Here is a 26120-nt window from a genome sequence, read left to right on the forward strand (position 1 = left end):
GAACACTGCCATGCACGTCTTCTTCTTCGGCGATTCCCTGACCCTCGGCTTCGGCGACGAGGAGGTCCTGGGCTGGCCCGGGCGCCTCTGCGCCGCCACCAGGAACGGACCGGCCCTCTCCCTCACGCCCTACAACCTCGGCGTGCGCCGCGCCTGTGCGGCCTCCATCCGCGCGCGCCTGAAGGACGAGATCGAGCGTCGCCTCGTGCCCGGCGACCCGGCCCTCGTGGTCCTCTCCTTCGGCGTGGCCGAGGTCTGGCACGGCCTGCCCATGGAGCAGTCCCTGGCCGACGCCCGGGCCCTGCTCGAGGAGGCCTGTGCGGCCTGGCCCACGCTGTGCGTCGGCCCTCTGCCCGTGGCCCCGAAGGACCGTGAGCGCGCCGCACAGGCGTCCGGAAGCATCGCCCGGCTCTCCCAGGCCCTGCACGGGCTCTGCGACACGCTTCACATTCCCTACCTGGAAGTGTATCAGGCGCTGTCCGCGGACGCGGACTACATACGCGACGTGCGCGCCGCGGACGGGCTGCACCCCACGGCAGCGGGATACGCCACGATAGCCGGACTCGTGGGACAGTGGCCCGCCTGGCGCGACGCGCTCCACAAAGGACTGCACACCAAGCCATGAACGATCTCAAGAGCTTCGCCAGCGACAACGTCACCGGGGTCCATCCCCGCATCATGCAGGCCATCGCCGAGGCCAACCAGGGCCCGGCAAAACCCTACGGCCAGGACCCCTGGACCGCGCGGGCCGACGAGCTGCTGCGCCGCGAGTTCGGCCAGGACATCGACCCCTACTTCGTCTTCCTGGGCACCGCGGCCAACGTCCTCTCCCTGGCCGCCATGCTGCGGCCCTACAAGGCCGTTCTCTGCGCGGACAGCGCCCACATCAACGTGGACGAGTGCGGCGCGCCCGAGCGCTTCTCCGGCGCCCGCCTGCTGACCGTGCCCTCGCGCAACGGCAAGGTCGCGCCCGAGGACTTCCGCCGCTACCTCTACGACCTGGGCGTGGAGCACCACTCCCAGCCCGCCGTCATCTCCATCACTCAGTGCACGGAGTACGGCACCCTCTACTCCCCGGACGAGATCACGGCCCTGGCCGACTTCGCCCACGAGCACGGCCTCTACCTGCACATGGACGGCGCCCGCCTGGCCAACGCCTGCGCCGCGCTGAACCTGACCCCGCGCCAGCTCACCGCGGACTGCGGCGTGGACACCCTGTCCTTCGGCGGCACCAAGAACGGCCTCATGTTCGGCGAGGCCGTCATCCTCTTCCGCAAGGAGCTGGGCGAGGACTTCCGCTACCAGCGCAAGCAGGCCATGCAGCTCTATTCCAAGATGCGCTTCATCGCCGCCCAGTTCTCCGCCCTGCTCGAGGACGGCCTGTGGCTCGAGAACGCGCGCCACGCCAACGCCATGACCGCGCTCCTGGCCGAGCGCGCCGCGGCCGTGCCCGGCGTGCGCCTGACCAGGCCCGTGCAGACCAACCACGTCTTCGCCACCCTGCCCCGCAAGGCCGCCGAGAAGCTGCAGCAGGACTGGCACTTCTACACCTGGCGCGAGGACCCCTTCGAGGTGCGCTGGATGACCTCCTTCGACACCGAGGAGAAGGACGTCATCGCCTTCACCGACGCCCTGGCCGAAGCCTGCAAGGACTGCCAGGCCTGATGATCAAGCCGGGGGATGCCTCCGGCGGGCAGGGAGGGCTCAGCCCTACGGGGGCTACGCGCCCCCTCCCTGCCCCGTAGGGCTGAGCCCTTCCCGCGCGAGGCCCTGCCTCGACCCGCTCCGCATGCGGCACGGCTGATGGCCGGACAAGGGCTGCCCGGGCGTGGCAGGCCGCAGCACGGATGTACCCGAAGACTGATTCTCGGGACGTGGCCTTCCACACCCTCCCGCTCACACCTCAGGTATTCTTTCAGGCCTCTTCACTTTCTCCTTTGCCCTGAGCCTTCAAAGGCGCTCGCTCGCATCGTCACAGGCAAAAGAGATGGCGCGGGCCGTTTCTTCTCCCGCCCGTCCTCTTTTCATCCAGCGGCACACGACAGGGCGCAGACGACGAGCCTCCACGCCCAGGCGACGCAGGGTTCATCGAGCGGCGTTTCGCGCGCGGAAGGGGTCCAGGCTCAGCCTGGCGCGGGGTGGGTCCAGGGCGGGGGCATCTCGGATTCGGGGGCTAGACGATCTCCGCCCCGGAGAGGACGAGGACGAGGCGCTTGTAGACGTCGACGTCGAAGGCGCCGTGCATGTCCTCGCGCATGCGCTTGAGGGCCTCGAAGGGGCGCAGGGCGCGCTGGCCGGGGCGGTTGGTGGTCAGGTTGTCGTAGACGTTGCACACGGAGACGATGCGCACGGGCAGGGGGATGGCGGAGCCGGGGGTGCCGGTGGGGTAGCCCTTGCCGTCGAAGCGCTCGTGGTGGAAGAGGACGACGTTCACGCTCTCCTGGGTGAGGGGGAGCATGGAGCACATGGCCACGCCGTGGATGGGGTGCATGCGCAGCTTGGCCAGCTCGTCCTCGGTCAGGGGCCCGGCCTCTTCCAGGATGGAGCGGGGCACGCGGGCCTTGCCGATGTCGTGCAGCATGGCGCCCAGGCCCGCGCGCACGCAGTCCTCGTGGGCCAGGCCGTAGGAGTTGAACATGGCCAGGGCGTACGTATAGACGTGCACGGAGTGGGTGAAGGTCCGGTAGTCGTGCGATATGAGCTTGGCCAGGCTTTTGAGGGATTCCTCGGAGGAGAGGAAGCGCACGCTTTCCTGCACGAAGGCCATGACGCGGGCGAAGAGCTTCTTGGAGAGGGCTTCGGGCAGGCGGGAGCGGAAGACGTCTTCCAGGATGGCGGTGGCGGCGCTGTAGAAGGTCTGGGAGCGCTGTTCCAGGGGGATGGCGCTGTTGTCCAGGATGCGGCCCAGGTTGGCTTCCAGGTAGACGTCGTAGAGGCCGCGCTGCTCGGCCGGGACGAAGACCTTGGTGATGCCGAGGTCGAAGAGGTTGCGCCGCGTGGTGTCGTCGAAGCTGTCCTGCTCGCGGGTGTAGAGGACGTACTTGCCGCCCTGGTTCAGGTAGACCCTGAATTCCGGGCTGGTGTCCGGGAAGAGCATGAGCGGGGAAACCGCAAAGAAGCTTTTTTCCTTGCCCGGCTCGATGGTCGCGCCGACCTTTTCGGCCGGGTTGCCGCGATCGTTCTTCATGTCTCGCTGTCGCCTCTGAGCAATCGTATGCGCGCCAGATTCTCCACTTCCTCGGAGAGGCACAGCGCCTCCTCCAGGCTTTCAGCCCAGCATATAAGCCCGTGGCGGCGCAGGAGCAAGGCCCGTTTGTTGCGGGCCGTGCGTCCCACGACCTCGCCGAGCTTCGCGCCTCCCGGCGGCAGGGCCGGGACGGTGGTGAAGCACTCGCGCACCACGGCGGACTCGTAGAGGGTGAGGTCGAGGAGTTCGCGGGTCTCGGGCAGGCGCTGCTCCAGGGCCAGGAGATGGGGCGGGTGGGTGTGCACGATGGCCCGGGCCTGCGGCTGCTCGCGGTAGATGGCCAGGTGCGCGGGCAGCTCGGAGGTCGGCCGCTCGCCGGGCCTGGCCGTGCCGGTGGAGTCCACGCGGCAGATCTGCCCGGGCGCGAGGCGGCCCTTGCACACGCCGGAGGCCGTGACCAGGAGGCCACCGTCAGGCAGGAGGGCCGAGATGTTGCCCTCGCGGCCGGAGAAGAGGCCCTTTTCCCAGCCCAGGCGGCCGACGCGGACGATCTCTTCCTCGAGTGAGGTCACGGGCCGCTCGTCGCCGCGGGTCACGGGCTTGATGTCCAGGACGGGCGTTTCGTCCAGGACCTCGAGGCCGGAGACGGTGAGGCGCGGGGCCTCGCTCGCGAGGTCCACGCCCAGGATGCGGCAGCGGTGCATGCCGATGGGCGTGGGACGGTCCGGGGAGCGGGTGGCGAAGACGCCTGTCAGCGGGTTCTTCGGGTCGCCGCGCGGATGCACGGCCTGGCAGGAGGTGTCGGCGCGGTCGAGCCAGGTCAGCAGCCAGACCTCCATGCCCGGCGCGAGGTCGGCAGCGGCCCGGGCGAAGGCGGGGTCCACGACGATCTCGGCGTCGGCCGCGTTCTCCGTGGCCTGCTTGGGGCAGTCCTTGCGGTCGGAGTAGGGGGTGCGGGCCACGGCCACGGGGGAAAACACCGCCTCGCGCATTGCGTCCTCCTGGAATCTGTTCTCAGTCTTTCTGGAAATGGTCGAAGCCGCGTCCGAGCGGCGCGCCGTGGAGCGTGAGCCCGGGCTCGGGCGTGACCGTGCCGATGGGCACGAGCTCCGGCACCCGGTCCCTGGCCTCGGCCAGGCGGTCGGGCGGCAGGGCGCCGAGCAGGGCGTAGTCCTCGCCGCCGAGGGCGGCGAACAGGGCGGGGTCCTGGCCGTGGGCCCCGGCCGCGATGCGGACCTCCTCGTGGAGCACGGCAGGGTCGAGGTCGAGCGCGGCGCCGAGCCGCGGCCCCACGAAGCGGGGCACGTCCTGGGCCAGGCCGTCCGAGACGTCCATGAGGCCGCGCACGAAGGGCAGACGGGAGAGGGTGTTCGAGGCCTTGGGGGAGAGGCAGGGGCAGAGGTGGCAGGCCACGGCGTGGGGGAAGTCCGCCTGGGCGTGGCGGCCTTTTTCCTCGAGCGCCAGGAGCCCGGCGCGGGCGAGGCCCAGGTGGCCGACCGCGAAGAGCGTGTCCCCGGCCTCGGCCATGCCCCGGCGCTTGAACTCGCCGCCGGGCCAGGGCTCGCCCCAGACGGTGACGGCCAGGCCGATGCGCTCGTCCAGCGAGAGGTCGCCGCCCGCCAGGGGCAGGTCGTACTCGCGGGCCAGGCCGCTCATGGCCAGGAACATGCGGCTCCACCACTCGCGCTCCACGTCCGGCGGGGCCATGAGGTTCAGGGCGAAGCCGAGCGGCCGCGCGCCCATGCCGAGGATGTCCGAGACGTTCACGGCCAGGGCCTTGCGGCCCACGTCCTCGGGCGCGAAGTAGGCGCGGCGGAAGTGGCGGTCCTCCAGGAACAGGTCCGTGGTCAGGCAGACGCGCGGCGGACATTTGAGCAGCGCGCAGTCGTCGCCCCGTCCGAGCTCGAGGTTCGGGTGGGCGTTCGGAAAGTGTTCGGCGATCAGGTCCAGGAAGGCCTGTTCCGAGCTGAGCCTGCTCACGCCTCCTCCATCTCCAGGTACTGGCCCACGATGACCTTGAGCCCGAACTGCTGGAAGTTGACGCGGTACTTGTCCGGCGGAATGTGCTCGATGATCTTGCCCCGGCCGTAGATCTTGTGGGTGCAGAAGCCGAAGGCCTTGGGCGGCGGGGTGGTGCCGTTGCCGTTGCCTCCGAAGGACGGTGCGCCGTTCCGGGCCACGGTGCGGGGCGCGTCCGCAGGAGTTGGGGCCGCGCCGTGGCGCACGGGCGAGATGCGGCCGCCGAAGCCCTCGCGCATGTCCGTGTAGGTCTCGGCGGGCAGCTCCAGGATGAAGGGCGAGGGCCGCATGGGCTCGTGGCGCTCGAGGTGGCGGATGTAGATGGTCTCGGGCACGAAGAGGACGAGCCGGTCCTTGGCCCGGGTGCAGGCCACGTACATCAGGCGCCGCTCCTCCTCCAGGTCCTCGGGCCTGCCCATGGCGCGGCGCGAGGGGAAGCGGTCCTCGACCAGGTCGATGACCATCACGGCCTTCCATTCGAGCCCCTTGGCCGAGTGGATGGTGGAGAGCACCAGGGTGTCCTCGCGCGCCTCGCGCTCGTCCTCGCCCGGGTTCTCGAGCGAGATGTCGGCCAGAAAGCCCTCCATGTCGCGGTAGGGCGCGCTGAGGCCCGCCAGTTCGTCCAGCCCCTGCTGGCGGCGCGGGTAGTCGTCCGGGTAGTTCTCGACCATGATCGGCACGTAGAACTCCATGACCCGGGTGAGGGCGCGCTCCGGGGAAGGCCGGTCGGCGCGCAGGGAGTCCGCGAGGTTCAGGATGTCCGCCAGCAGCGGCTTCTTGCGCTTGTGCTTCTCGAGGGTCGCCACGTCGCCGGTGATGGCCGCCTGGGCGATGGAGAGGGCGGTCTTGGCGCCCACGCCCTTGACCAGCTCGAGCACGCGGCGCCAGGCCGCGAGGTCCGAGGGGTTCACGGCCAGGCGCAGGAAGGCCAGCACGTCCTTCACGTGCGCGGCCTCGGTGAAGCGGATGCCGCCGTACTTGGCGAAGGGCAGGCCGAGCTTGTTCAGCTCGAGCTCCACGGGATAGGACTGGTAGCCCGCGCGAAACAGCACGGCGATCTCGTGCAGGGCGTAGTCGCGCCGGAGCTCGGCCAGCTTCTCCATGACCGCGCGCGCCTGCGAGGCGTCGGAGAGGGTGCGCACGATCTCGGGCCTTGCGCCCTCGGTGCGCGCGGTGAAGAGGTGCTTCTCGTACTTCTCGCGGGCATTGGCGAGGATGGCGTTGGTCAGGTCCAGGATGGGCTGGGTGGAGCGATAGTTCTGCTCCAGGCGCACGATCTCGGCCCCGGGGAAGGTCTTGGGGAAGTCCAGGATGTTGGCCACGTTGGCGCCGCGGAAGGCGTAGATGGACTGGGCGTCGTCGCCCACGGCGCAGACGCTTCGCTCCTCGCCCGCGAGCAGCTTCACGAGGCGCGCCTGGACCAGGTTGGTGTCCTGGTACTCGTCCACCATGACGTGGCGGTAGCGGGCGTTCACCGAGACGCGCACGTGCTCCTCGGAGACGAGCAGCTTCTCCAGCTCGAAGAGCAGGTCGTCGTAGTCGAGCATGCCGTGGCGTCGCTTGATGGCCTGGTACTCGTCGCCGATCCTGGCCAGGTCCTCGGCATAGGCCGTGAGGTGGAAGTACTCGGCCGTCACCACCTGCTCGATGGTCAGCTCCTTGTTGCGCGCCTTGGAGATGAGCTCGAGGCAGGTCTCGCGCTTGGGAAAGGCCTTGTCGCCCTTGCCGAGCGCCAGGCGCTCGCGCGCCTCCTTGGCCAGGGCAGCGGCGTCGGCCCTGTCCATGATGGTGAAGCCGTTCTCGAAGCCCGCGAAGTTGGCGTAGCGCCGGAGCTGCGCGAAGGCGAAGGAGTGGAACGTGCCGCCCGCGGCCTGGGAGAGCCCCATGCCGAGCAGGTAGCCCGCGCGCGCCAGCATCTCCTGGGAGGCCTTGCGGGTGAAGGTGAGCAGCAGGATGTGGTCGGGCAGGGTGCCCTGCTCCACCAGCCGCGCCAGGCGGTAGACGATGGTCCGGGTCTTGCCGGAGCCCGCGCCCGCGATGACCAGGAGCGGGCCGCCCCCGTGCATCACGGCCCGGTACTGGGCCTCGTTCAGGTCGTTTTGGTAGTCTATGGACATGGGAGAAGCATCATTGATGCCGGGCGGGCCGCTGTCAAGCCCGGCCGGGTCGGCGTTGAGGAAGAAACGACGGGCCTCAGTCCGTCCGCCCCCGCTCCGGGGGCAGGAGGGCCTCGGCGATCACTCGGCCCGCGTCGCGCATGCGGGCGGGCCGCGAGCCCTCGGAATCCCACCACAGGGCGCCGCGCGCCGTGTGGCAGCCGGTGCGGCCGTGCAGGCCGAAGACCTCGCGGCCGTCCCACTTGGCGGTCAGGGAGAAGCCCTCGGCCGCGAGGCAGACGAGGTCCGGGACCTCGGCGGCGTGCGGCGTGCCCGCGGCCTCGGGATAGAGCTCGGGGCCGAGGAAGACCTCCTCCATGACCGGCCGTCCCTCGAAGGTGAGGGAGAGGAGCGCGGCGCGGATCTCGGCCGCGAGGGGGGCAGTCTGGCCGGGCGCGACCTCGCCCCGGGCGAAGCGGCCGTGCGTGTGGATGAATATCCGGCCCGGGTCCAGGGCCAGGGCGCGCGTGGGGGGGGCGACGCGCGCGGCGTCCAGCTCGTGGCGGGCCGGGCCCGCGAGGCGCAAAAGCCCCTGGCGCACGAGCCAGGAGTTGAGGTCCACTTCGCTTGCGAGCGGCGCGAAGCCGTGGTCGGCCATGACCAGGAGGCGCTTTTGCCCGGGCAGGGCGTCGTAGCGGGCAAGGAAGTCGCCCAGCAGGCCGTCCCAGGCCCGCAGCCAGGCCAGGCAGTCGGCGTGCAGGGGCCGCGCGGGATCGAGCAGGCTGTGCAGCTGGAAATGGAAGAGGCGGTCCGTCTCGGTCAGGACCAGGGCGAAGGCGTCCCAGGCCAGGTCCGGCCAGAGGAGGTCCAGCGCCGTGCGGCGGCAGGCGAGGGATTCGTGCAGGCCGCGCAGGAGCGCGTCCGGGTCCTCCTTGCCGCGGGCCGTGTCCGGCTCGATGCGGTAGCCTTTGCCCGCCAGGATGCGCGCCAGCATGGGCGGGTGGCAGGCGCGGGCAAGCTCCGGGGCCGCGAACCCGGCCACCAGCCAGCCGGGAAAGGGCCGCGCCGGATGGGCGTGGGGCCAGTTGACCACCTTGCAGGTCAGGCCGAGCTCGCCGTAGCGCTCCCAGAAGCGGGGCGCGGCCACGGACGCGGCGTCGGTCAGGGCGATCTCGTAGCGCGCGGGGTCCAGGCGGGTGAAGCCGAACACGCCGTGGCCGCCCGGCCCCTGGCCCGTGGCCAGGGAGGTCCAGTTGACCGGCGAGAGCTCGGGCAGCTCGGCCGTCGTTTCGTGGGCGCGGGCATCCTCGAGCAGGCGCGAGAGCGCGGGCAGGTCGGTCAGGCCGCAGAGCGCGCGGCCCAGATCGAGGGAGAGCCCGTCCAGGCCGAGCACGGCCAGGCGGGGGCGTGCGGAGAGGGTCATTTCAGCGGCGGCTCACAGGGCGATGCCCAGGCGGCGCAGCAGGCGCATGGCCTGCTCGGTGAGGATGTAGCCCTTGCCGTGGCGCACGGCCTTGCCCTTGAGCCTGATGTAGAGGATGTAGCCGAGCTCGTAGAGGAGCTTGATGTCGCGCTTGTCGTACTCCTCGACCTCGTGCTTGGGCGTGATGCCGCCGAACTTCTTGATGCGGCCGAAGTGGTAGAGGTCGGCCAGGATGTCGATCTGCCCGCGGGTCAGGCAGCCGTCCTCGTCCTCGGTGGGCAGCTCCTCGGGCGGCTTCTCGTCCAGCTCCACGCCCAGGGAGGAGAGGTCGCGGCGGGCCTCGTCGGTCAGGCGGTAGCCGGTCATGTGCGCGCCGCAGGTGGCGATGACCGTGCCGACCTCGATGAGGTTGTTCTCCTCCAGGAACTCGAGCACGCCCGCGTCGTAGAGCAGGGAGTGCTTTTCCGGGAGCATGCCGTGGTAGCGCCCGATCCTGGAGAACCTGTTGATGTCCTTCAGGGCCTGGATGTGCTTCTGGGTCAGGAGCCCGGGTTGCGTCTGGATGTCCATTGCCTCGCCTCGCGACTGGAATGCCCATGTTATGGTCATCGGGCGCCGGGGCGTCAAGCCTCGCTGTGCGCACGACCTTTCGGGCGCGAAATGTCCGCCGGATCTTTCCCCGGGCCTGCCGCGGACCCGCGCCTCACAGGGCGCGCAGGAATTCCTCGAAGTAGGCGACGGTCCGGATCAGCCCCTCCTCGAAGGGCACGCGCGGCTCCCAGCCGAGCCTTTCGCGCGCCAGGGCGATGTCGGGCTTGCGCTGCCTGGGGTCGTCGTGCGGCAGGGGCTTGTGGACGATTTTCGAGCGCGAGCCGGTCATGGCCACGATCCTCTCGGCCAGTTCGCGGATGGTGAACTCGTGCGGGTTGCCCAGGTTGACCGGGCCGGTGAACTCGGGGCCGGTGCCCATGAGCCGCAGGAAGGCCTCGATCATGTCGTCCACGTAGCAGAAGGAGCGGGTCTGCGAGCCGTCGCCGTAGATGGTGATCTCCTCGCCGCGCAGGGCCTGCACGATGAAGTTCGAGACCACGCGGCCGTCGTTCGGGTGCATGCGCGGCCCGTAGGTGTTGAAGATGCGGGCGACCTTGATGCGCACGCCGTGCTGGCGGTGGTAGTCCATGAACAGGGTCTCGGCGCAGCGCTTGCCCTCGTCGTAGCACGAGCGCGTCCCGATGGGGTTCACGTGTCCCCAGTAGTCCTCGCGCTGCGGGTGCATCTCGGGGTCGCCGTAGACCTCGGAGGTGGAGGCCTGCAGGATCTTCGCCCGGGTGCGCTTGGCCAGGCCCAGCATGTTGATGGAGCCGTGCACGCAGGTCTTGGTCGTCTGCACCGGGTCGTGCTGGTAGTGGATGGGCGAGGCCGGGCAGGCCAGATTGTAGATCTCGTCCATCTCCAGGTAGAGCGGGAAGGTGATGTCGTGCCGCATGAACTCGAAGTGCGGGTCGTCCATCAGGTGGTAGACGTTGTGCTTGGTGCCGGTGAAGCAGTTGTCCACGCAGATGACGTCGTGGCCCGCCGCGATCAGCCGGTCGCACAGGTGGGAGCCCAGGAACCCGGCGCCGCCGGTGACCAGGATGCGTTTCTTCAGATGCATGCGTGCTCCTTCGTGGAGGATCCCGGGACCATCCGGTGGCCTGCGCCGCGCGCGCATGGCCCGGGGGGAAAATAGCCTGCCGCGGCGCCCCTGTCCAATGCCGCCTCGCGCGGCGGCGGGGCTCCCGCGCCGTCGGCCCCGGCGTGGGGGAGAGAAAAAACGGTTTACCAACGGCCTCATATCGGATAATTTATTATTATCCTTTATCGAATGGCAGGAGGCCGTCGTGTCAGCATCCTCTCCCGTCCCGCCGCAAAAGGCTCCGCGCGCCCCGTCCCCGGACCGTCCCGCCGTCCCGCCGCCGGAGGGGGCGCGGCTGCGCATCGTCTCCGGCGGGCAGACAGGCGTGGACCGGGCCGCGCTGGACGCGGCCAGGGCGCTGGGCCTGCCGCACGGCGGCTGGTGCCCGCGCGGCCGCAGGGCCGAGGACGGCGCCGTCCCCGAAGCCTACGGGCTGCGCGAGACCGCCTCGGCCGGATACCGCGAGCGCACGAAGCGCAACGTGGTCGAGGCCGACGCCACGCTCATCCTCTGCCTGGACGGCCTGACCCCGGGCAGCGAGCTGACCAGGCGCGTGGCGCGCGCCGCGGACAAGCCCTGCCTGGTGGTGGACCTGCGCCGTCCGCCCCTGGACGAGGCCGTGGCCCACTGGCTGGCCGAGCGCCGCGTGGCCGCCCTGAACGTGGCCGGTTCCAGCGAGTCCAAGCGGCCCGGCATCCACGCCCTGGCCCTCGCGTTCCTCCTGCGCCTCCTCGCCCCGTGCGCCTGCGCCCGACCGCCCGGGCACGGGGAGTGAGGCGGTCTCCCGGGAGCCGGTCCTCCGGGAGGACCGGGCGCGGCCTTGCCCGCCGCGAAAAGCTCGGCTACTTTCCGGGATCGGGAAGAATCCCGAAACGTCGACGGACCGGAGACCGGGGCGGGGCCCGTCACGCGAACGCCACGCACGGTTCACGCACCCGCCGCATGCAAACGCCAGGATACGCGAATGCGCACGACTTTCCGCTCGAGGCTTCTGCTCTGGTTCTGGGCCCTGCTTCTGCTGGCCGCGGCGCCGCTCTATTTCTTCATCGCCGACTCGGTGAAGACCGACCTCTTGAACAACGACCGCCAGCTGGCCCTGCACATGCTCGACGGCGCGAGCTGGCTCCTGACGCACCACGAGCCCTTTGCCGATGACGCGCGGCTCGAGGACTGGGCGCAGCAGGTGGGCGACCGGCTCGGCCTGCGGCTCACCGTGATCGACGGCGGCCACGTGCTGGCCGACAGCAAGGTCCCCTGGGACCGCGTCCCGGAGATGGAAGACCACAGCACGCGGCCCGAGGTCGTGGAGGCCGCGCACGGCGGCACCGGCATGTCCGTGCGCCACAGCGCCACCCTGGACCGCGACCTGATCTACGTCGCCCGCCTGGCCGAGCTGCCGGGCCACGACCATCCCCTGGTGGTGCGCGTGGCCCTGCCCATGGCCGAGCTCACGCAGCGCCTGGACGCGCTGAAGACCCGCTTCCTGATCATCCTGGCGGCCTGCATGGGCTGCGCGGCGCTGCTCTCCTACTGGGCCACGGGCGGCATGGCCACCTCCATCCGCGAGCTCTCCTCCCTGGTCGCGGACATCGGGCGCGGGGCCTACGGCCGCCGCGTGCGTGTCTACTCGGGCGAGGAGTTCGCGCCCCTGGTCGAGGCGGTCAACCGCATGGCCGGGGACATCGAGCGCCATGTGGGCATGGTCGAGGAGCAGAAGGGCCAGCTCGAGGCCCTGTTCAACGGCCTCTCCGAGGGCGTCATGACCGTGGACGGCCAGGGCCGCGTGGTCTCGGTGAACTCCTCCTTCCGCGAGATGTTCCCCGAGGCCGAGCACGGCGAGGGCAAGGCCGTGCTCGAGGCCACCCTGGACGCGGAGCTCGCCCGCCTCGTGGAGCGGGCGCTGAAGCCCGATTTCTCCGGCGAAGGGCCCCGCCTGGTGCTGACGCGGCCGAGCGGCCGCGAGCTCGAGGCGCGGGTGGACGCCTACCCCGACCCCTCGGGCGCGCGCCGCGCCGTGGTCGTGGTCCAGGACGTCAGCCAGATCAGGAAGCTCGCCCGCGTGCGCCGCGACTTCGTGGCCAACGTCTCGCACGAGCTGCGCACCCCGCTGACCTCCATCAAGGGCTACGCCGAGACGCTCTCGGCCATGCCGCCCGAGAACGTGGCCGACCGCGACCGCTTCCTGGGCGTGATCCAGCGCAACGCCGACCACATGAGCCGCATGGTGGACAGCCTGCTCGCGCTCGCGCGTTGGGAGAACAGCCAGCCCGGGTCGCGCACCGTGGCCGTGAACGCCCGCGCCCTGGCCGAGGAGGCGGCGCAGAACATCTGGCCCGCAGCCCAGGGCAAGTCCGTGAGCGTGGCCGTGGACGCGCCCCAGGACCTGCCCGAGGTCATGGGCGACGCGGGCGGCCTGGCCGACGTCTTCCGCAACCTCATCGACAACGCCGTGAAGTACAGCCCCGAGGGCGGCAGCGTGCGCGTGGCCGCCGAGGCGAGGGACGAGCGCGTGGTCTTCCGCGTGGAGGACCAGGGCCCGGGCATCCCCGGCCACGCCAAGGACCGCATCTTCGAGCGCTTCTACCGCGTGGGCGACGGCCCGGGAAAGAAGGACGGCGGCGCCGGGCTCGGGCTCGCCATCTGCCGCAACATCGTCACCGCGCTCGGCGGCACCATCTGGGTCGAGAGCCCGCTTTCCGACGGCAAGGGCTCGGCCTTCGCCTTCGATCTGCCCCGGGCCCGCACGGCGGCCGACTGACCGCGGCCGAGCGACAGCGGGCGCCGGACGCGGCAGAGGGCCGCATGCGCTCCGGGGAGGCCGGACGCAAATCCTTCGCCGCGGCAAAGGGTTGGCGTTCGGCCCGGATCCCGGCAGGGCCCCCCTTGACCGCGTGCGAGGTATGTTCTAGCTACATGAACTGTCATCGTGCCGTGGTCCGCAGCGCGGACCTGCGGTCCGGCCCGCGTGATCGGGCCGAAGCCGGACTTCGACAACCACCCACATCACGAGACTCAGAGGAACCAGTAATGGACAGCATTCCCATTACCATTGAGGGATTCAAGCGCCTCGAGGAAGAGCTGCACAGGCTCAAGAAGGAACGGCCGGAAGTCATCCAGGCCATCAAGGAAGCGCGCGAGGAAGGCGACCTCAAGGAGAACGCGGGCTACGACGCCGCGCGTGAGCGCCAGGGCATGCTCGAGGCGCGCATCAACTACATCGAGTCGCGCATGTCGCGCTTCACCCTCATCGACCTCGCGACCCTGGACGGCGAGATCGTGACCTTCGGCGCCACCGTGGAGATCGAGGACGTGGACACGGGCGAACTCAAGAAATACACCCTGCTCGGACCGGACGAGGCCGAGCCCTCCAAGGGCAGCATCTCCGTCTTCTCGCCCGTGGGCCGGGCCATGCTGGGCAAGGAAGTGGGCGACGAGATCGTGGTCGAGGCCCCGCGCGGCAAGATCCAGTACGAAATCGTCTCCGTCGTCTTCGAGGCCTGCCAGTAAGCCGCATCCGACCATCGGGTCATCTCAGGACCCTCCGCCGCGTCATCACGCGTCCGGCCCCGGGGCCCTGGCGAGCGTCTCCTCGAGAGACTCCGCCAGGGCCCCGGCCACGGAACGCCAGGACGCGCCGCCGGATTCCCCGTCGGCCGAGCGGAAGCGCTGGTTGACCTCGATCTCCACCCCCAGATAGGGCGGCCCCTCGGGAAACTCCGCCGCGAAAAGGCGCCGCAGGTGCGTGGTCAGCCCGTCCGCCGCGCCGCGGTAGGGCTGGTTGCGCCGCACGCGCAGGCCGGGCGCGCGCCGCGCGAGCGCGGCGGCCCAGGCGGCGCAGAATGCCTTCTCCTCGGCCCGCTTCGGGTCGTAGAGCAGGCCCACGTCCGCGCGCCGCACCGCGCCGTCCAGCACCGGGGTGAAGCTGTGGCTCGCCAGGTGCAGCACCGGACGGCCCGAGGCGAGGACCGCGCGCGCGGCCGCCGTGGCCGCCTCGCGGTGCGGCTGCCAGTGCCGCGCGAGGATGGCCTCGCGCTCCTCCTTCGGGAGGGCGGCGGTTGTCTGCGAGAAGAGGCGGGGATGGCCGCGCGAGCGGTTCAGGTCCGCCAGCAGGCGCGTGGTCTCGGAGAAGAGGAGCGGCGCGGCCAGCCTGGCGGAGAATCTTCGGGCCAGGAGCCGCGCCAGGGCCAGGGCGCCGGGGTCGTAGCCCCGGTGCGAGGCGAGGAGCCCCTCCTGTCCGGTGAAGAGCGCCGCGTAGCGTGCAGGCACCTCGTTGCCGCCGTGCTCGCAGGTGATGAGCAGCAGTGCGTTCTCGAGCATGGCGCCCGGCCTCCCTGGTCCGACCCGATTTCCTCGGTTCTTCTCAGCCCCTGAAGACCCGGCCCTGGGCCAGGCAGTCGCAGAGCTCGCCGTAGACGCGGGAAAGCCCGGAGCGGTCGAAGTCCGGCCCCAGGGCCTCGCGGATGCGCCGCGCCAGGCAGCCCTGGCCCGAGCCCTCGGGCCCCTGGCCCAGCAGCACGCCGAGCGGCTCGGCCCAGGCCGGGTCGCGCTCCTCCTCGGGCAGGCAGGTCTCGGCCAGGTGCGCCCAGACCTCGCCCGCGCGGGCCTTCTTCCCGGGGAAACGAAGGAGCCGCAGCACCTCCTCGTCGGCCACCACGGCGCGGTCCGCGTCGCGCACCGCAGCGAGGAGCAGGGCGTGCAGCCGCTGCGTGTCCGGGGCGAACTGCTCCGCCGGGCCGGACCAGCGGCCGCTGCACAGCCTGCGCAGCGCGGCGCAGATGAGCCCGGCGCAGGCCAGGTCCGCGGCCGGGCACTCCTGGGAGTCCAGCACCCTGATCTCGATGCTGCCCCGGCCGAAGCGGGCGATGGCCCCGCGCGCGTTCAGGAACTCGTCGTGCAGCACGCCGTCGGGGTCCAGCGGCGCGATGTCGCGGTACATGCGCTCGAAGACCTCGCGGCGGTACGTCTCCTCGTCGCCGATGGGCTCGGGCACCACGAGTCCGGTGAGGCTCGGCACGCGCGCCGAGTTGGTGCGGTAGTACTCCATGCGCGCGTCGAGCCAGGGCTGGGCCCTGGCGTCGAGCACCGGCGTGGAGGCCGTGAGCGCGGGCATGAGCGGCAGGAGCAGGCGGATGGCCGCGTGCAGCGCGGCGAACTCCTCGTCGCCGTCGAAGGGCAGGTTCAGGTGCGTGCTTTGGAGATTCGACCAGCCGTGCCCCCTGCAGCCGAAGATGCGGTCGTAGGCCTGGTAGATGGGGCCGGATTCGTGCGGCCAGAGCCTGGTCTCGCGGTGCGGGTCCATCCAGGGATGCGCGCCCGTGGGCATGAGCCGCGCGCCGAAGCGCTCGAGGATGGCGTCGGCCTTGCCCACGTAGCGCTGGAAATCCGCGGCCAGGCCGGGAAGCTTCGCGGCCGGGCCGTCCGTCTTCATCTCCAGGACGTGCAGCACCAGCTCGTTGGACCAGGCGATGTCCCCGAACTCCACGTCCGCCACGTCCCCGGTCCCTCCTGCGGCCGTCTCCCCGGCCGCCGCGGCCAGGGCCCCGTCGCAGACCGGCGACACGTCCAGGGTCGCGCGGTCCACGATCATGTATTCGATTTCCACGCCGTACGCCTCGAAGAGCCTGAGCCTCATCTGCGCCCCCCCTGCTTGGCCGCCTCCAGGCGGCGCAGGAAGATGCGCATGATGCGCTCGTAGAGCTCGTCCTTGAGCGCCCCGTCCTCGAAGCCCGCGTCCAGGCTCGGATTGTCGTTGATCTCGATGACCGTGACCTTGTTGCCGTGCTCCTTCAGGTCCACGCCGTAGAGCCCCTCGCCGATGAGCGACGCGGCCTTCTGGGCCGTGCGCACCACCTTGGGCGGCGCGAACTCCACGGGCAGGGTCTCCACCCGGCCCTCGTCCAGGTGGCCCCGGCCGTCGCGGTGGATGATCTGCCAGTGCTTCTTGGCCATGTAGTACTTGCAGGCGTAAAGCGGCTGGCCGTCCAGGATGCCGATGCGCCAGTCGAAGTCCGAGGGCGTGTACTCCTGCACGATGACCAGCTCCGACTTCTCGAGCAGCTTCTTGAGACCGGCCGTGAATTCGTCCTTCGTGTCGGCCCGGAGCACGCCCTGGGAGAAGGAGCTGTCCGGCTGCTTGAGCACCACGGGGAAGTCGAACTCGGCCAGCAGTTCGTCGAGGTTGCGGCCGTGGGCGATGCGGGTCTTGGGCGCGGGGATCTTGTGCCGGCCCAGGAGCTCGGCCAGGAAGACCTTGTTCGTGCAGCGCAGGATGGAGACCGGGTCGTCGATGACCACGAGCCCCTCGGACTCCGCCTTGCGGGCCATGCGGTAGGTGTGGTGGTCCACGGCCGTGGTCTCGCGGATGAACAGGGCGTCGAACTCCCAGATGCGGCCCGCGTCGTCGCGGGTGATGAACTCGGGGCTTATCTCGTTGTTGCGCGCGGCCTTGGCGAAGCGGGCCAGGGCCTTCTTGTTGGAGGGCGGGGTGGCCTCCTGGGGGTTGATCAGGATGGCCATGTCGAAGCGGTAGACGGGCTTGCGCCGCGCCCGCCGCCTGCCGTGGAACCACTCCGAGGCCGCCTTCTCCGCGAACTCGCGCTCCGCGGGCGGGATGTCCTTGACCGCGAGCGGCGAGACGTTCTGCAGCTGCCAGCCCGCGCGGCCGCAGGAGAACTCGGCCACCAGGAAGGGCGCGGGGAAGCGGCCGTAGAGGGCCTGGGCCAGGGTGTCCGGCTCGCTCCCGGGCGTGCGGCCGAAGTAGATGTTCACGGAGGCCTTGGCCCCTCCCATGAGCCCGCACTGCTTCTGGATGAGCTCGGAGAGTTCCTCCGAGGTCAGCCGGATGAGCCCGAGCGACTTCAGGTCCTGGATGGTCAGGATGTTCGGGAAGGAGCGGTGCCCGCGCGCCTCGGCCAGGAGCGAGACGTAGTAGCCGATGCTCTGGTAGCGGTACGAGCGGCAGATGTTGACGATGCGGACGTTCTTCAGGTTTCCGAAGGCCTCGTCGGCAAGATAGGTCCTGGCGGCCACGGTATCCACGCCCGCCAAGGAGAGCGGGCATTCTTCCGGGTTCTCGAGGACTGCGAGGATGTTCACTGCTGCGTCTTCTCCCCTTTGCGTGCGGTTTTCGCCGGTTCCGTCCGCCCCTGCTCGGCCGTCCGGCCGGGCGCGGCGGGTTCGATGACCAGGAGGTTGGCGTCGTAGGTCAGGATGCCGAGCATGATGGCGTTGGCCAGGTGGCCCACCGAGACCTCGTAGCGCTGCGACCCCTCGGCCAGGGGGTTGGAGAGCAGCGGGTCGGCCACGACCACGGTGCGGCGCGCCATGTCGTAGCCGCACAGGACCACGAAGTGGCCCGAGGGCTCGCCGCGCACGTCGTCGTAGTAGGTGCTGTCCTTGATCTCGATCTCGCGCGCCGAGCGGTAGAGGTAGGTGGCCGAGAGCCCGGTCAGGATGGGCACGCCGCGCTTGAGGAAGTGGCGGATGAAGGCGCCGGTCAGGTCGCGGTGGCGGATGACGCCGCCCAGGCGCAGGAATTCCAGATAGGCGGCCGTGGCCTCGCCCAGCCTGCGCGTGCGCTTGTGCGAGAGCTGCTTCTTGAGCTTGGCCGCGAGGTCGAGCCCCGGGCGCCTGAACCAGGTCAGGTCGAAGACCTGCAGGTTGTAGGTGTAGATGGTGGCCCTGTATCCCCGGCGCAGGGCGTGGCAGCCGAGCATCACCGCCAGGGTGCCGCCGTTCTCCAGGCGCGTGACCTCGCGGATGACGGTGTCCAGGGGCACGGGGTCCCCGTAGTAGGCGTAGACCGCCTGCAGGCAGGTCGGGCCGCAGGTGGAGTCGTCGGGCTGGGGGTTGATGGGCAGGCGGAAGGAGGCCTGCATGGGTTCGGGTGGTTCGACGATGCTCGCCTCGATGGGCATGATGCGTCCTCGCAGGGCCTGCGCGTCAGGCGGCGCGTGCGGCCGTACGTGTTGCGGCGCGGGGCGGCGGCCGGAAATCGGCTGCCGATACCCCTGGTCTTCTCTCCTGGGTACCCGCAATCCGCGATTTTTCCAAGCCCGGCCTGCGGTCGGCCCGGCGCAAAATCCCGGGCCGGGGCGTCAGGGGCAGTCGATCTCGCAGTAGAAGTCGCCCGTGACCTCGCAGCAGGTGGCCTCGGAGCCGCAGAACGACTCCATGTCCGGATCGCAGGGCTTGCCGAGCCAGGACGGCGGCTTGGCCGCGTCCGGCACGCAGACGAGGTGCAGGGGATCGCACCAGGCGCGGTCGCCGCAGTCGCTGTTGGACTTGCAGGGCGTGCGCCTGCGCGGCAGGGGGCGGCAGGTCCCGGTCATGTCCGTGACCGCGCAGTACTCGCCGTTGGGGCACTCGTGCGAGCCGCGGCAGGGCGTGTTCGAGACCGGGGGGCCGGACTGGCCCGCGGCCGGGACGGCCAGGAGCAGCAGGAGCAGGGTCCACAGGAGCGGCGCTGCGCGGCGCATGGGGGACACCTTTACGGGGTCTTCTGGTGCGGCGCGGCCGAAGCGGCCTGGCCGAGGAGGAGCGCCGCCGGGAACCGTGCGAGCGACTCCCTTGGGAGAAGCGCGCGGGACAGGGGAAGCGACTCGCCCGTGAAGGCGTTGAATACGACTTCGGGCAGTCCGTCAAGGGCTTTCAGCCGCGTCTCGCCCCAGGGCGCTCCCAGGGGATAGTCCGTGCCGAAGAGGGGCCCGGTGCGCACCGGCGCGAGCACGATGGCCGTGTCCGACCCGGCCTGCCCCGCGGCGGGGTCCCCGGGCGGCAGGCGGCGGGCGAAGGCGAAGAGGCGCGCCGCGCCCGGCCCCTCGACCTCCATGGGCTCGTAGCCGCCGCGCGCGAAGAGTTCCGGGGCGTTTTTGCGGGCCAGCAGGCCGCGCCACAGGGCGAAGAGCTTGACCCGGCCGTCCTCGGGCCTGGCGAGCAGGGTGCGCACGAGCTTCTCCGGGTTGTCGGCGAAGGCCTCCTCCATCTCCGCGAGCATGCGCGCGCGCAGATCGAAGTCCACGGGCCGCCGGTTGTCCGGGTCCACGAAGGAGAGGTCCCACAGTTCCGTGCCCTGGTAGACGTCCGGCACGCCCGGCGCCGCCAGCTTCAGCGCGAGCTGGGAGAGCGAGGCGGCCACGGCCGGGCGGGCCAGGGAATCGACCAGGGCCTGCATGGCCCGCGCAAAGGCGTTGCGCCCGGGCCTGAGCAGCGCGTCCACGGCCTCGCGGCAGGCCGCCTCGTACTCCTCGTCGGGCCGAAGCCACCCGGAGTTCTCCTTGCCCTCGCGCAGGGCCTTCTGCAGGAACTCCTGCATGCGGCGCGGGAAATCGTCCGCGCGCGGCCCCTCCCAGGGCCAGCAGGCGAGCATGGAGAGCATGATCAGGTACTCGTCGTTGCGCGTGGGCGCGGCCGTTCCGCTCGCGGTCGTGCGGCGGCGGGGCGCCATGGCGCGCACGAAGCTCTTGAGCGCCGCGCGCCAGGCGCCCGGCAGGCCGGTCAGGGCTGCCAGGCGGGCGCGCGCGTCCTCGCCGCGCTTGGTGTCGTGGGTCGCGGTGGCGTTCATGGTCGCGGGCCAGTCCTTGGCGCGGCCGGAGAAGAAGGCGTGGGCCTCGTCCACGGCGAGGCCGAAGCGGCCCGGGTCGCCGCCCACCTCGTTCAGGCAGGGCAGGCGGTTCAGCACGTAGAAGGCCGTGTCCTCGAGCCCCTTGGCCATGAGCGGGCCGGTCATCTGCTGGAAGCGCATGACGATGTGCAGCCACTGGCCGCGCTCCTCCTGGCCCATGCGCTCGGGGAAGTCGAGCAGCAGGAAGCGCTCGAGGAAGTCGAACTCGGCGCTCAGGAGCGGCTCGGCCTGGCGGCTTCGGCGCACGGCCTCGCGGATGTAGGAGAGGTCCGCCGGGCGGAACGAGTCGCGCGAGAGGTAGGCGCGGTAGACCGGAAAGGCCACCAGCAGCTCGGCGATGGCCTGGCGGAGCGCGGTCAGGGTGATGTCGAAGGCGTCGCGGTCGCGGCTGGAGACGCTTTTCACCAGCCGCGCCAGGTTGTCCACGTCGCCGGAGAGGTGCGTCTCGATGATGCGCCGCTTCTTGGCCGCCACGACCTGGGCGCGGCGCGGCAGGGGGCCCGCGTGGCCGCGGTAGGCTCGGTCGAAGTCGCGCTCCGCCGCCGGGTCCACGAGCAGCCCCGTGGCGGCCGCGGCGAAGTCGTAGCCCGTGGTCCCCTGCACCGGCCAGAAGGCGGGCAGGGGCTCGTCGCGCGAAAGGATCTTCTCCACCGCGATGTAGGCCTCCCCGGCCTTGGCGCGCAGCGTCCTGAGATAGGTCGAGGGGTCGTAGAGGCCGTCGATGTGGTCCACGCGCAGGCCGTCGAAGTCCCCGGAGGCGAGCCGGGAGAGGATCATGCGGTGGGTGTGGTCGAAGACCTCCTCCTTCTGCACGTTGAGGGAGATGAGGTCGTTTATGGAGAAGAAGCGGCGGTAGTTGATCTCCTCGCCCGCCACCTTCCAGTAGGAGAGGCGGAAGCGCTGCCTGGCGAGCACCTCGTCGAGGAAGTCCCAGGAGCCGTCCTCGCCGCCTGAATTGGCCTCGGCCAGCACGGAATCCACGTGGCCGCGCACCTCGGCGGAGGCTTCGCAGAGCTCCCAGAGCATGCCCTTGATGAAGGAGATCTGCTCGTAGCGCTCGCGGGGCGACTCGGCCGAGAGGTTCCTGATGGCGTAGAGCACGCCGGTGAGCTTCAGGTAGTCCGTGTGCGTGCGGCCGAGCCCGGCGCGCAGCCCGGCCAGCCCGTGCGTGAGGAGCAGGGGGTAGGTCTCGAGCGCCAGCGGCAGGCGCAGCTCCCAGTAGCGCGCGAAGAAGCCGTCCTGGTCGAAGCCGAGCCCGATCTCGCCGTGCTCCAGGGTGTGGCCGTAGAAGCCGCCCAAAAACGGCGCCAGCATCCGGCCCTTGAGGCTTTCCAGCGGATGGTCCCAGTCGATGTCGAAGAAGCCGTGGAAGCGCGAGGCCTCGCCGTTCTCGAGCAGGTCCACGAGCATGCGGTTCCCGCCGTCCACGGCCATGTGGTTGGGCACGATGTCCTGGATCCACGACAGGCCGAGCTCCCGGGCCAGGGCGCGCAGCCTCGTAAAGCCCTCCTCGCCGCCGAGCTCGGGATTCAGGCGCTGGTGGTCGCAGACGTCGTAGCCGTGCGCCGAGCCGGGCCGCGCGGCGAAGACGGGCGAGGCGTAGATGTGGCTTATGCCCAGGCGCGCCAGATAGGGCAGCACGGCTTCGGCCTCCTTGAAGCCGAAGGCGGGCGAGAACTGCAGGCGGTAGGTGGCCGAGGGGACGTTCACGGCTGCCTCGTCCGCATGCCGAGCTCGGCCCCCAGCTCGTCGAAGGCCGCGATCCAGGCCTCGGCCGTGCCGTCGCCCTGCCCCGTGCGTTCCTCCATCTCCGGGCGCAGGGAGGCGCTCAGGTTGAACCAGATGTTCTGCGCCCGCCAGCGGTGAAGCCCGAGCGGCAGGCGAGCGAGGAGCACCGCGCCGTCGCGCAGCCTGTTCAGAAGCCCCATGTCCGCCGGAGCGGCCGCGAACTCCTCGGCCCGCGCGTCCAGCCAGCGGGCGGCCCACATGCCCAGCCGGTTCTCGTCCAGGCCCAGGGCGAGGCGCTGGTTCTCGTCGAGCAGGCGGCCCAGCTCCTCGCCGTCTATCTCCCGGGCGCGAAAGAGCCTTTTGAGCTCCGTGCCGACCACGAAGTGCGCGACCTCGACCATGTGGCGCGGGGCCGGGATGTCCAGCCAGTGCAGGAAGTCGAGCATGCCGCAGTGGCGCTCGTGGATGTCCCGGAAGGCTTCCGCCGCCTCGGCCCTGGCGGGCCTCAGCATGGCCCGGACCACGCGGCGCTGCCCGTCGCGGAAGAGGTCGCGCACCGTGAAGATGGAGTCCGCGAAGCGTTTTTCGAGCCGCCCGCGCGTCGCCTCCAGGTCGTCCTTCTCGAAGGGCGCGGCGATCTCTCGGCGCATGGGCCCGAAGCGGCTGCTGAGCGTCGAGGGCGAGACGCCGCAGGTCAGCTCGTGGCCGCCCTCGTGCAGCACGGCGAAGAGCAGCGGCAGCTCCTCGCCCGTGACCAGGGAGCGCAGGCGGCCCGCGCCGCACAGGAGCGCCGCCGGATCGCGGACGAGGCGCTCGGCCCGCTCCTCGTGGAAGGAGAAGGCGCCGAAGGCCTTGTCCGTGCCCGCGTACTGGAAGAGCGCGGCGATGGCGTAGTGCGCGGCCACGCGCGGCAGGTCCACGCAGGCGGGCTTGGCGTAGGCGGTGAAGGCCGCGGCACCGTTCTCGAGCACGTTGGAGGGCGCCTCGGCCAGGAGCTCCAGGAACCCGGGCTCCAGGTCCTCGCCCGTGAGCTCGCGCGCCAGCTGCATGGCGCGCACGGCGTACATCATCACCTGCACGGTCTCGATGCCCGAGACCTCGTCGAAGAACCAGCCGCAGCTCGTGTAGGTCAGCTGCCCGAAGCGGGCCATCTCCAGGAGCTTCAGGGTGCGCAGGCGCTTGTCGCGGGCCGGGGAGCGGCGGCCGTGCTCGGCCAGGAAGCGGCGCACGTTCTCCTCGGAGCGGTCGAGGATGACCTCGATGTAGGCCGTGCGCGCGGCGAAGGGATCCTTCAGGAGCGGCCCTCCCTCGCGTTGGAGGATCGCGTCCAGCCGTTCGCCCAGGCGGTTCACGGCGTTGCGCAGGGGGGCGCGCCAGGCCTGGGTCCAGCCCGGGTGGCCGCCGGAGTTGCAGCCGCAGTCGGCCCGCCAGCGCTCCACGCCGTGCACGCAGCTCCACGACGAGTTCTCGAAGATCTCCACCTCCATGGTCGGCGGGTGGCGTTCCAGATATTCGCCGTAATTGGTGAGCGTCAGGCCCTCGTCCTGCTCGATGAGCCTGAGCGCGAAGGCCAGCCCCATCTCGCCGTGGGCGTGGTGATGGCCGTATGTCTCGCCGTCCGTGGCCACGTGCACGAGCTGGGGCCAGTCCCGCCCGTTGTCGGAGCCGTTTGCCGTCCCGTTCTCCCCCTCGGGCGCGAAGGCCGAGAGGAGGCGGTCTCGGAAGGCCTCGCCGCTGGTGAGCAGCCCGCCGAAGGCCAGGTCCTGGGAGATGGGGCCGTCGTAGAAGAACAGGGCGATGCTCCTGCCGGAGGGCAGGCGCTGCAGGTAGGGCGTGGTCGGGTCCACGCCGCCGTCCTGCACCTCGCGCCACTCCTCCCCGTCCAGGCGGCGCACGCGCGCGGCCTGGCGCGGGGCGAGGATGGTGAAGGCGATTCCGGCCTCGGTCAGGAGCTCGAGCGTCAGGATGTCCACGGCCGTTTCGGGCAGCCAGATGCCCTCGGGATCGCGGCCGAAGCGACGGCGGAAGTCGCAAAGCCCCCAGGCGAGCTGGGTGCGCCGGTCGCGCTCCGTGGCCAGGGGCATGATCATGTGGTTGTAGACCTGGGCCAGGGCCGAGCCGTGGCCGGAGAAGCGCTCGCGCGAGAGGCGGTCGGCCTGGATCACGGCGTCGTGCGCCTCGGGGTGGCGGCGCTCGAGCCAGGAGAGCAGCGTGGGGCCGAAGTTGAAGCTCATGCGCGAGTAGTTGTTGACGATGTCCTCGATGCGGCCCTCCCCGTCCAGGATGCGGGCCTGGGCGTTGGGGCCGTAGCACTGCGCCGTGATGCGCTCGTTCCAGTCGTGGTAGGGCCAGGCCGAGTCCTGCACCTCCACCTCCTCGAGCCAGGGGTTCTCGCGCGGGGGCTGGTAGAAGTGGCCGTGCAGACAGATGTAGCGGGGCAGGCTCATGGCGTCGCCTCTCGGGCCGGTTGGGGGGACTGCCGAAGGGACGGATAGGGGGGCAGGTCGCGCGCCAGGACCAGGGCGCGCGGCCCGGGCAGCGTCATGCGCCGCGCGGCGTCGGGGCCGGGGGCGGAGTCGGGAAAGACCGCGCCCGGGCCGCCGAAGACGGCCGCGCCCGTGTCGAGCAGCACCCGCCAGCCCGTGCCTTCGAGCAGGGAGGGGAAGTCGGCCGCGAGCCGCTTTTCGAAGGAGGCCAGGAGCAGGGCCTCGCGGCCGCCGCCCGCGCGGCGCATGCACACGGCGCGGCGCTCGCGCCCGGCCGCCACCACGGGAAAGGCCCGCACGGACTCCCGGGTGCGCGTGGCGAAGGGCTCGGCCCGGCGCAGGGACAAAAGCTCCTTGTAGCAGGCCAGCACGCCCGCGTGGCCGGGCCTCGCGCGCGCCTCCCAGTCCAGGGTGGAACGGGCGAAGGTCTCCTCGGCGTCCGGGTCGGGCGGCTGCCCGCGCCAGCCGAAGGCGCGGAACTCCCGCCGCCTGCCCCGGCGCACGGCGCGCACCAGGTCCGGGTCGCCGTGGGAGACGAAATAGAGGAAGGGCTCGTCCGCCGCCCACTCCTCGCCCATGAAGAGCAGCGGCGTGAAGGGCGAGAGCAGCACGCAGGCCGCAGCGGCCTTGTAGGCTTCCAGGTCCGTGAGGGCGCAGAGCCGCTTGCCGAGCATGCGGTTGCCCACCTGGTCGTGGTTCTGCAGGCAGACCACGTGGGCCGCGCAGGCGAGGCCGTCGGGCGGCAGGCCCTGGCTGCGGCCGCGGAAGGCCGAGAAGGCGCCCCGGTAGCCGAAGCCGTGCTCGAGGGCCTCGGCCGCGTGGGACGCGCGGCCGTAGTCCCTGTAGTAGCCGCGCGTCTCGCGCGTCAGCAGGGCGTGCAGGGAGTGGTGCAGGTCGTCGCTCCACACGGCCCGGCAGCCGTAGCCGCCGAGCTCGCGCGACCTCGCCAGGCGCGGGTCGTTGGCGTCGGACTCGGCGATGAGGCGCAGGGGGCGGCCGAGCTCCTCGGCCAGTCCGTCCACGGCCTTTGAGAGCTCGGCCAGGATGTGGCGGGGCGATTCGTCGTGGATGGTCTGCACCGCGTCCAGGCGCAGGCCGTCCAGGTGGTAGCGCGAGAGCCAGTGCAGGGCGTTGCCGACCACGTAGGCGCGCACGCCGTCGCTGCCCGGGCCGTCGTAGTTCACGGCCTGGCCCCAGGGCGTGTGGTGGCTGTCGGTGAAGTAGGGGCCGAACTCGCGCAGGTAGTTCCCCTCCGGCCCGAGGTGGTTGTAGACCACGTCCAGGATCACGGCGAGGCCCAGGGCATGGGCCGCGTCCACGAAGGCCTTGAGCCCTTCGGGCCCGCCGTAGGCCGCGTGCACGGCATAGGGCGCCACGCCGTCGTAGCCCCAGTTGCGGCTGCCCGGAAAGGCGGCCACGGGCATGACCTCCACGGCCGTGACGCCGAGCTCGGCGAGCAGGGGCAGGCGGTCAGCGGCTGCGAACAGGTCGCGGCCCGGGGTGAAGGTGCCCGCGTGCAGCTCGTAGATCACCCAGTCCGCAAAGGCGGGTGGGCGGAAGCCCTGGTCGGTCCAGGAAAAGGCCGCGTGGTCGACCACGGCCGAGGGGCCGTGCACGCCCTCGGGCTGCAGGTGCGAGGCCGGATCGGGCCGCTCGGGGCCGCCGTCCACGGAGTAGGCGTAGCGCAGCCCCGGGACGATGCCCGGAAGCTGCAGCCGCCACCAGCCGTCGCCGCCCGGCCCCGTCTCCCGTTCCATGTTCAGGCGGCCCTGCTCCGGGCCGGGCAGCACCAACTCGAGCCGCTTGGCCTCGGGAGCCCAGCAGGTGAACCCGCACGATCCGTCGGCAAAGGTATGTCCCGCTCGCATCCGTCTCCTCGTATGG

At 71.0% G+C, this 26120-nt stretch carries 20 protein-coding genes; 5 read left to right on the top strand and 15 right to left on the bottom strand.

Features of this window, described 5'->3' with window-relative positions:
• The first annotated feature begins 10 nt into the window (after window positions 1–10).
• Together DSX2_RS12575 and DSX2_RS12580 are read left to right on the top strand one after the other, a co-directional pair.
• Window positions 11–625 carry a GDSL-type esterase/lipase family protein gene (locus DSX2_RS12575; RefSeq protein WP_020881200.1) on the top strand — a complete coding sequence of 205 codons (615 nt, stop codon included), beginning with the start codon at window positions 11–13 and terminating at the stop codon, window positions 623–625.
• Entirely contained in the window at window positions 622–1665 is a 1044-nt protein-coding gene (locus DSX2_RS12580) for a low specificity L-threonine aldolase (protein ID WP_020881201.1), read from the top strand. Before DSX2_RS12575 ends, DSX2_RS12580 begins: the two co-directional genes overlap by 4 nt.
• A 508-nt stretch (window positions 1666–2173) precedes the next feature.
• On the opposite strand, the gene DSX2_RS12585 is transcribed toward DSX2_RS12580, so the two are convergent.
• The 7 genes from DSX2_RS12585 to DSX2_RS12615 all read right to left on the bottom strand — a co-directional run bounded on the left by DSX2_RS12585 (window position 2174) and on the right by DSX2_RS12615 (window position 10379).
• A complete protein-coding gene (locus tag DSX2_RS12585) occupies window positions 2174–3187 on the bottom strand; it encodes an HD-GYP domain-containing protein (RefSeq protein WP_020881202.1) in 1014 nt (337 codons plus the stop codon).
• The gene (gene tsaA, locus DSX2_RS12590) at window positions 3184–4179 is read right to left on the bottom strand and encodes a tRNA (N6-threonylcarbamoyladenosine(37)-N6)-methyltransferase TrmO (protein ID WP_020881203.1); all 996 of its coding nucleotides are present in this window, start codon (window positions 4177–4179) and stop codon (window positions 3184–3186) included. Before tsaA ends, DSX2_RS12585 begins: the two co-directional genes overlap by 4 nt.
• Window positions 4180–4201: 22 nt before the next feature.
• On the bottom strand, window positions 4202–5167 hold the full coding sequence (gene thiL / locus DSX2_RS12595; RefSeq protein WP_020881204.1) for a thiamine-phosphate kinase: 966 nt from the start codon (window positions 5165–5167) through the stop codon (window positions 4202–4204).
• Window positions 5164–7323, bottom strand: coding sequence for an ATP-dependent helicase (locus DSX2_RS12600; RefSeq protein ID WP_020881205.1), 2160 nt, complete (start codon window positions 7321–7323; stop codon window positions 5164–5166). Before DSX2_RS12600 ends, thiL begins: the two co-directional genes overlap by 4 nt.
• A 76-nt stretch (window positions 7324–7399) precedes the next feature.
• Complete coding sequence (locus DSX2_RS12605; protein ID WP_020881206.1) at window positions 7400–8725, bottom strand: alkaline phosphatase family protein; 1326 nt, start codon at window positions 8723–8725, stop codon at window positions 7400–7402.
• A 12-nt stretch (window positions 8726–8737) separates the two neighbouring features.
• On the bottom strand, window positions 8738–9295 hold the full coding sequence (locus DSX2_RS12610; protein WP_020881207.1) for a hypothetical protein: 558 nt from the start codon (window positions 9293–9295) through the stop codon (window positions 8738–8740).
• 133 nt (window positions 9296–9428) lie between these two features.
• Window positions 9429–10379, bottom strand: coding sequence for a UDP-glucuronic acid decarboxylase family protein (locus tag DSX2_RS12615; protein ID WP_020881208.1), 951 nt, complete (start codon window positions 10377–10379; stop codon window positions 9429–9431).
• A gap of 226 nt (window positions 10380–10605) precedes the next feature.
• Here DSX2_RS12615 and DSX2_RS12620 point away from each other — a divergent pair, with 226 nt between their 5' ends.
• The 3 genes from DSX2_RS12620 (at window position 10606) to greA (ending at window position 13907) form a co-directional block, all read left to right on the top strand.
• Window positions 10606–11175 (top strand): putative molybdenum carrier protein, encoded by a 570-nt coding sequence (locus DSX2_RS12620; protein WP_020881209.1) that lies wholly within the window; start codon window positions 10606–10608, stop codon window positions 11173–11175.
• A gap of 189 nt (window positions 11176–11364) precedes the next feature.
• Window positions 11365–13158 (top strand): ATP-binding protein, encoded by a 1794-nt coding sequence (locus DSX2_RS12625; protein ID WP_020881210.1) that lies wholly within the window; start codon window positions 11365–11367, stop codon window positions 13156–13158.
• Between the two features lie 269 nt (window positions 13159–13427).
• Entirely contained in the window at window positions 13428–13907 is a 480-nt protein-coding gene (gene greA / locus DSX2_RS12630; protein WP_020881211.1) for a transcription elongation factor GreA, read from the top strand.
• A 45-nt stretch (window positions 13908–13952) separates the two neighbouring features.
• On the opposite strand, the gene DSX2_RS12635 is transcribed toward greA, so the two are convergent.
• From DSX2_RS12635 to treZ, 8 genes are all read right to left on the bottom strand, one after another.
• Window positions 13953–14717: an N-formylglutamate amidohydrolase gene (locus DSX2_RS12635; RefSeq protein WP_020881212.1), complete on the bottom strand. Its 765-nt coding sequence runs from the start codon at window positions 14715–14717 to the stop codon at window positions 13953–13955.
• A gap of 43 nt (window positions 14718–14760) precedes the next feature.
• Entirely contained in the window at window positions 14761–16032 is a 1272-nt protein-coding gene (locus DSX2_RS12640) for a glutamate-cysteine ligase family protein (RefSeq protein WP_020881213.1), read from the bottom strand.
• Entirely contained in the window at window positions 16029–17495 is a 1467-nt protein-coding gene (locus DSX2_RS12645; RefSeq protein ID WP_020881214.1) for a RimK family alpha-L-glutamate ligase, read from the bottom strand. Before DSX2_RS12645 ends, DSX2_RS12640 begins: the two co-directional genes overlap by 4 nt.
• Complete coding sequence (locus DSX2_RS12650) at window positions 17492–18316, bottom strand: hypothetical protein (RefSeq protein ID WP_020881215.1); 825 nt, start codon at window positions 18314–18316, stop codon at window positions 17492–17494. Before DSX2_RS12650 ends, DSX2_RS12645 begins: the two co-directional genes overlap by 4 nt.
• A 180-nt stretch (window positions 18317–18496) precedes the next feature.
• Complete coding sequence (locus DSX2_RS12655; protein WP_020881216.1) at window positions 18497–18877, bottom strand: Dickkopf N-terminal cysteine-rich domain-containing protein; 381 nt, start codon at window positions 18875–18877, stop codon at window positions 18497–18499.
• Window positions 18878–18888: 11 nt separating this feature from the next.
• Window positions 18889–21732, bottom strand: a complete 2844-nt coding sequence (gene treY / locus DSX2_RS12660) for a malto-oligosyltrehalose synthase (protein WP_020881217.1) — start codon at window positions 21730–21732, stop codon at window positions 18889–18891.
• Window positions 21729–24197, bottom strand: coding sequence for a DUF3536 domain-containing protein (locus DSX2_RS12665; protein ID WP_020881218.1), 2469 nt, complete (start codon window positions 24195–24197; stop codon window positions 21729–21731). Before DSX2_RS12665 ends, treY begins: the two co-directional genes overlap by 4 nt.
• Window positions 24194–26104 (bottom strand): malto-oligosyltrehalose trehalohydrolase, encoded by a 1911-nt coding sequence (gene treZ / locus DSX2_RS12670; protein WP_020881219.1) that lies wholly within the window; start codon window positions 26102–26104, stop codon window positions 24194–24196. Before treZ ends, DSX2_RS12665 begins: the two co-directional genes overlap by 4 nt.
• Between the last annotated feature and the right edge of the window lie 16 nt (window positions 26105–26120).

This window comes from Desulfovibrio sp. X2 (genome assembly GCF_000422205.1).
GTDB lineage: Bacteria > Desulfobacterota > Desulfovibrionia > Desulfovibrionales > Desulfovibrionaceae > Alkalidesulfovibrio.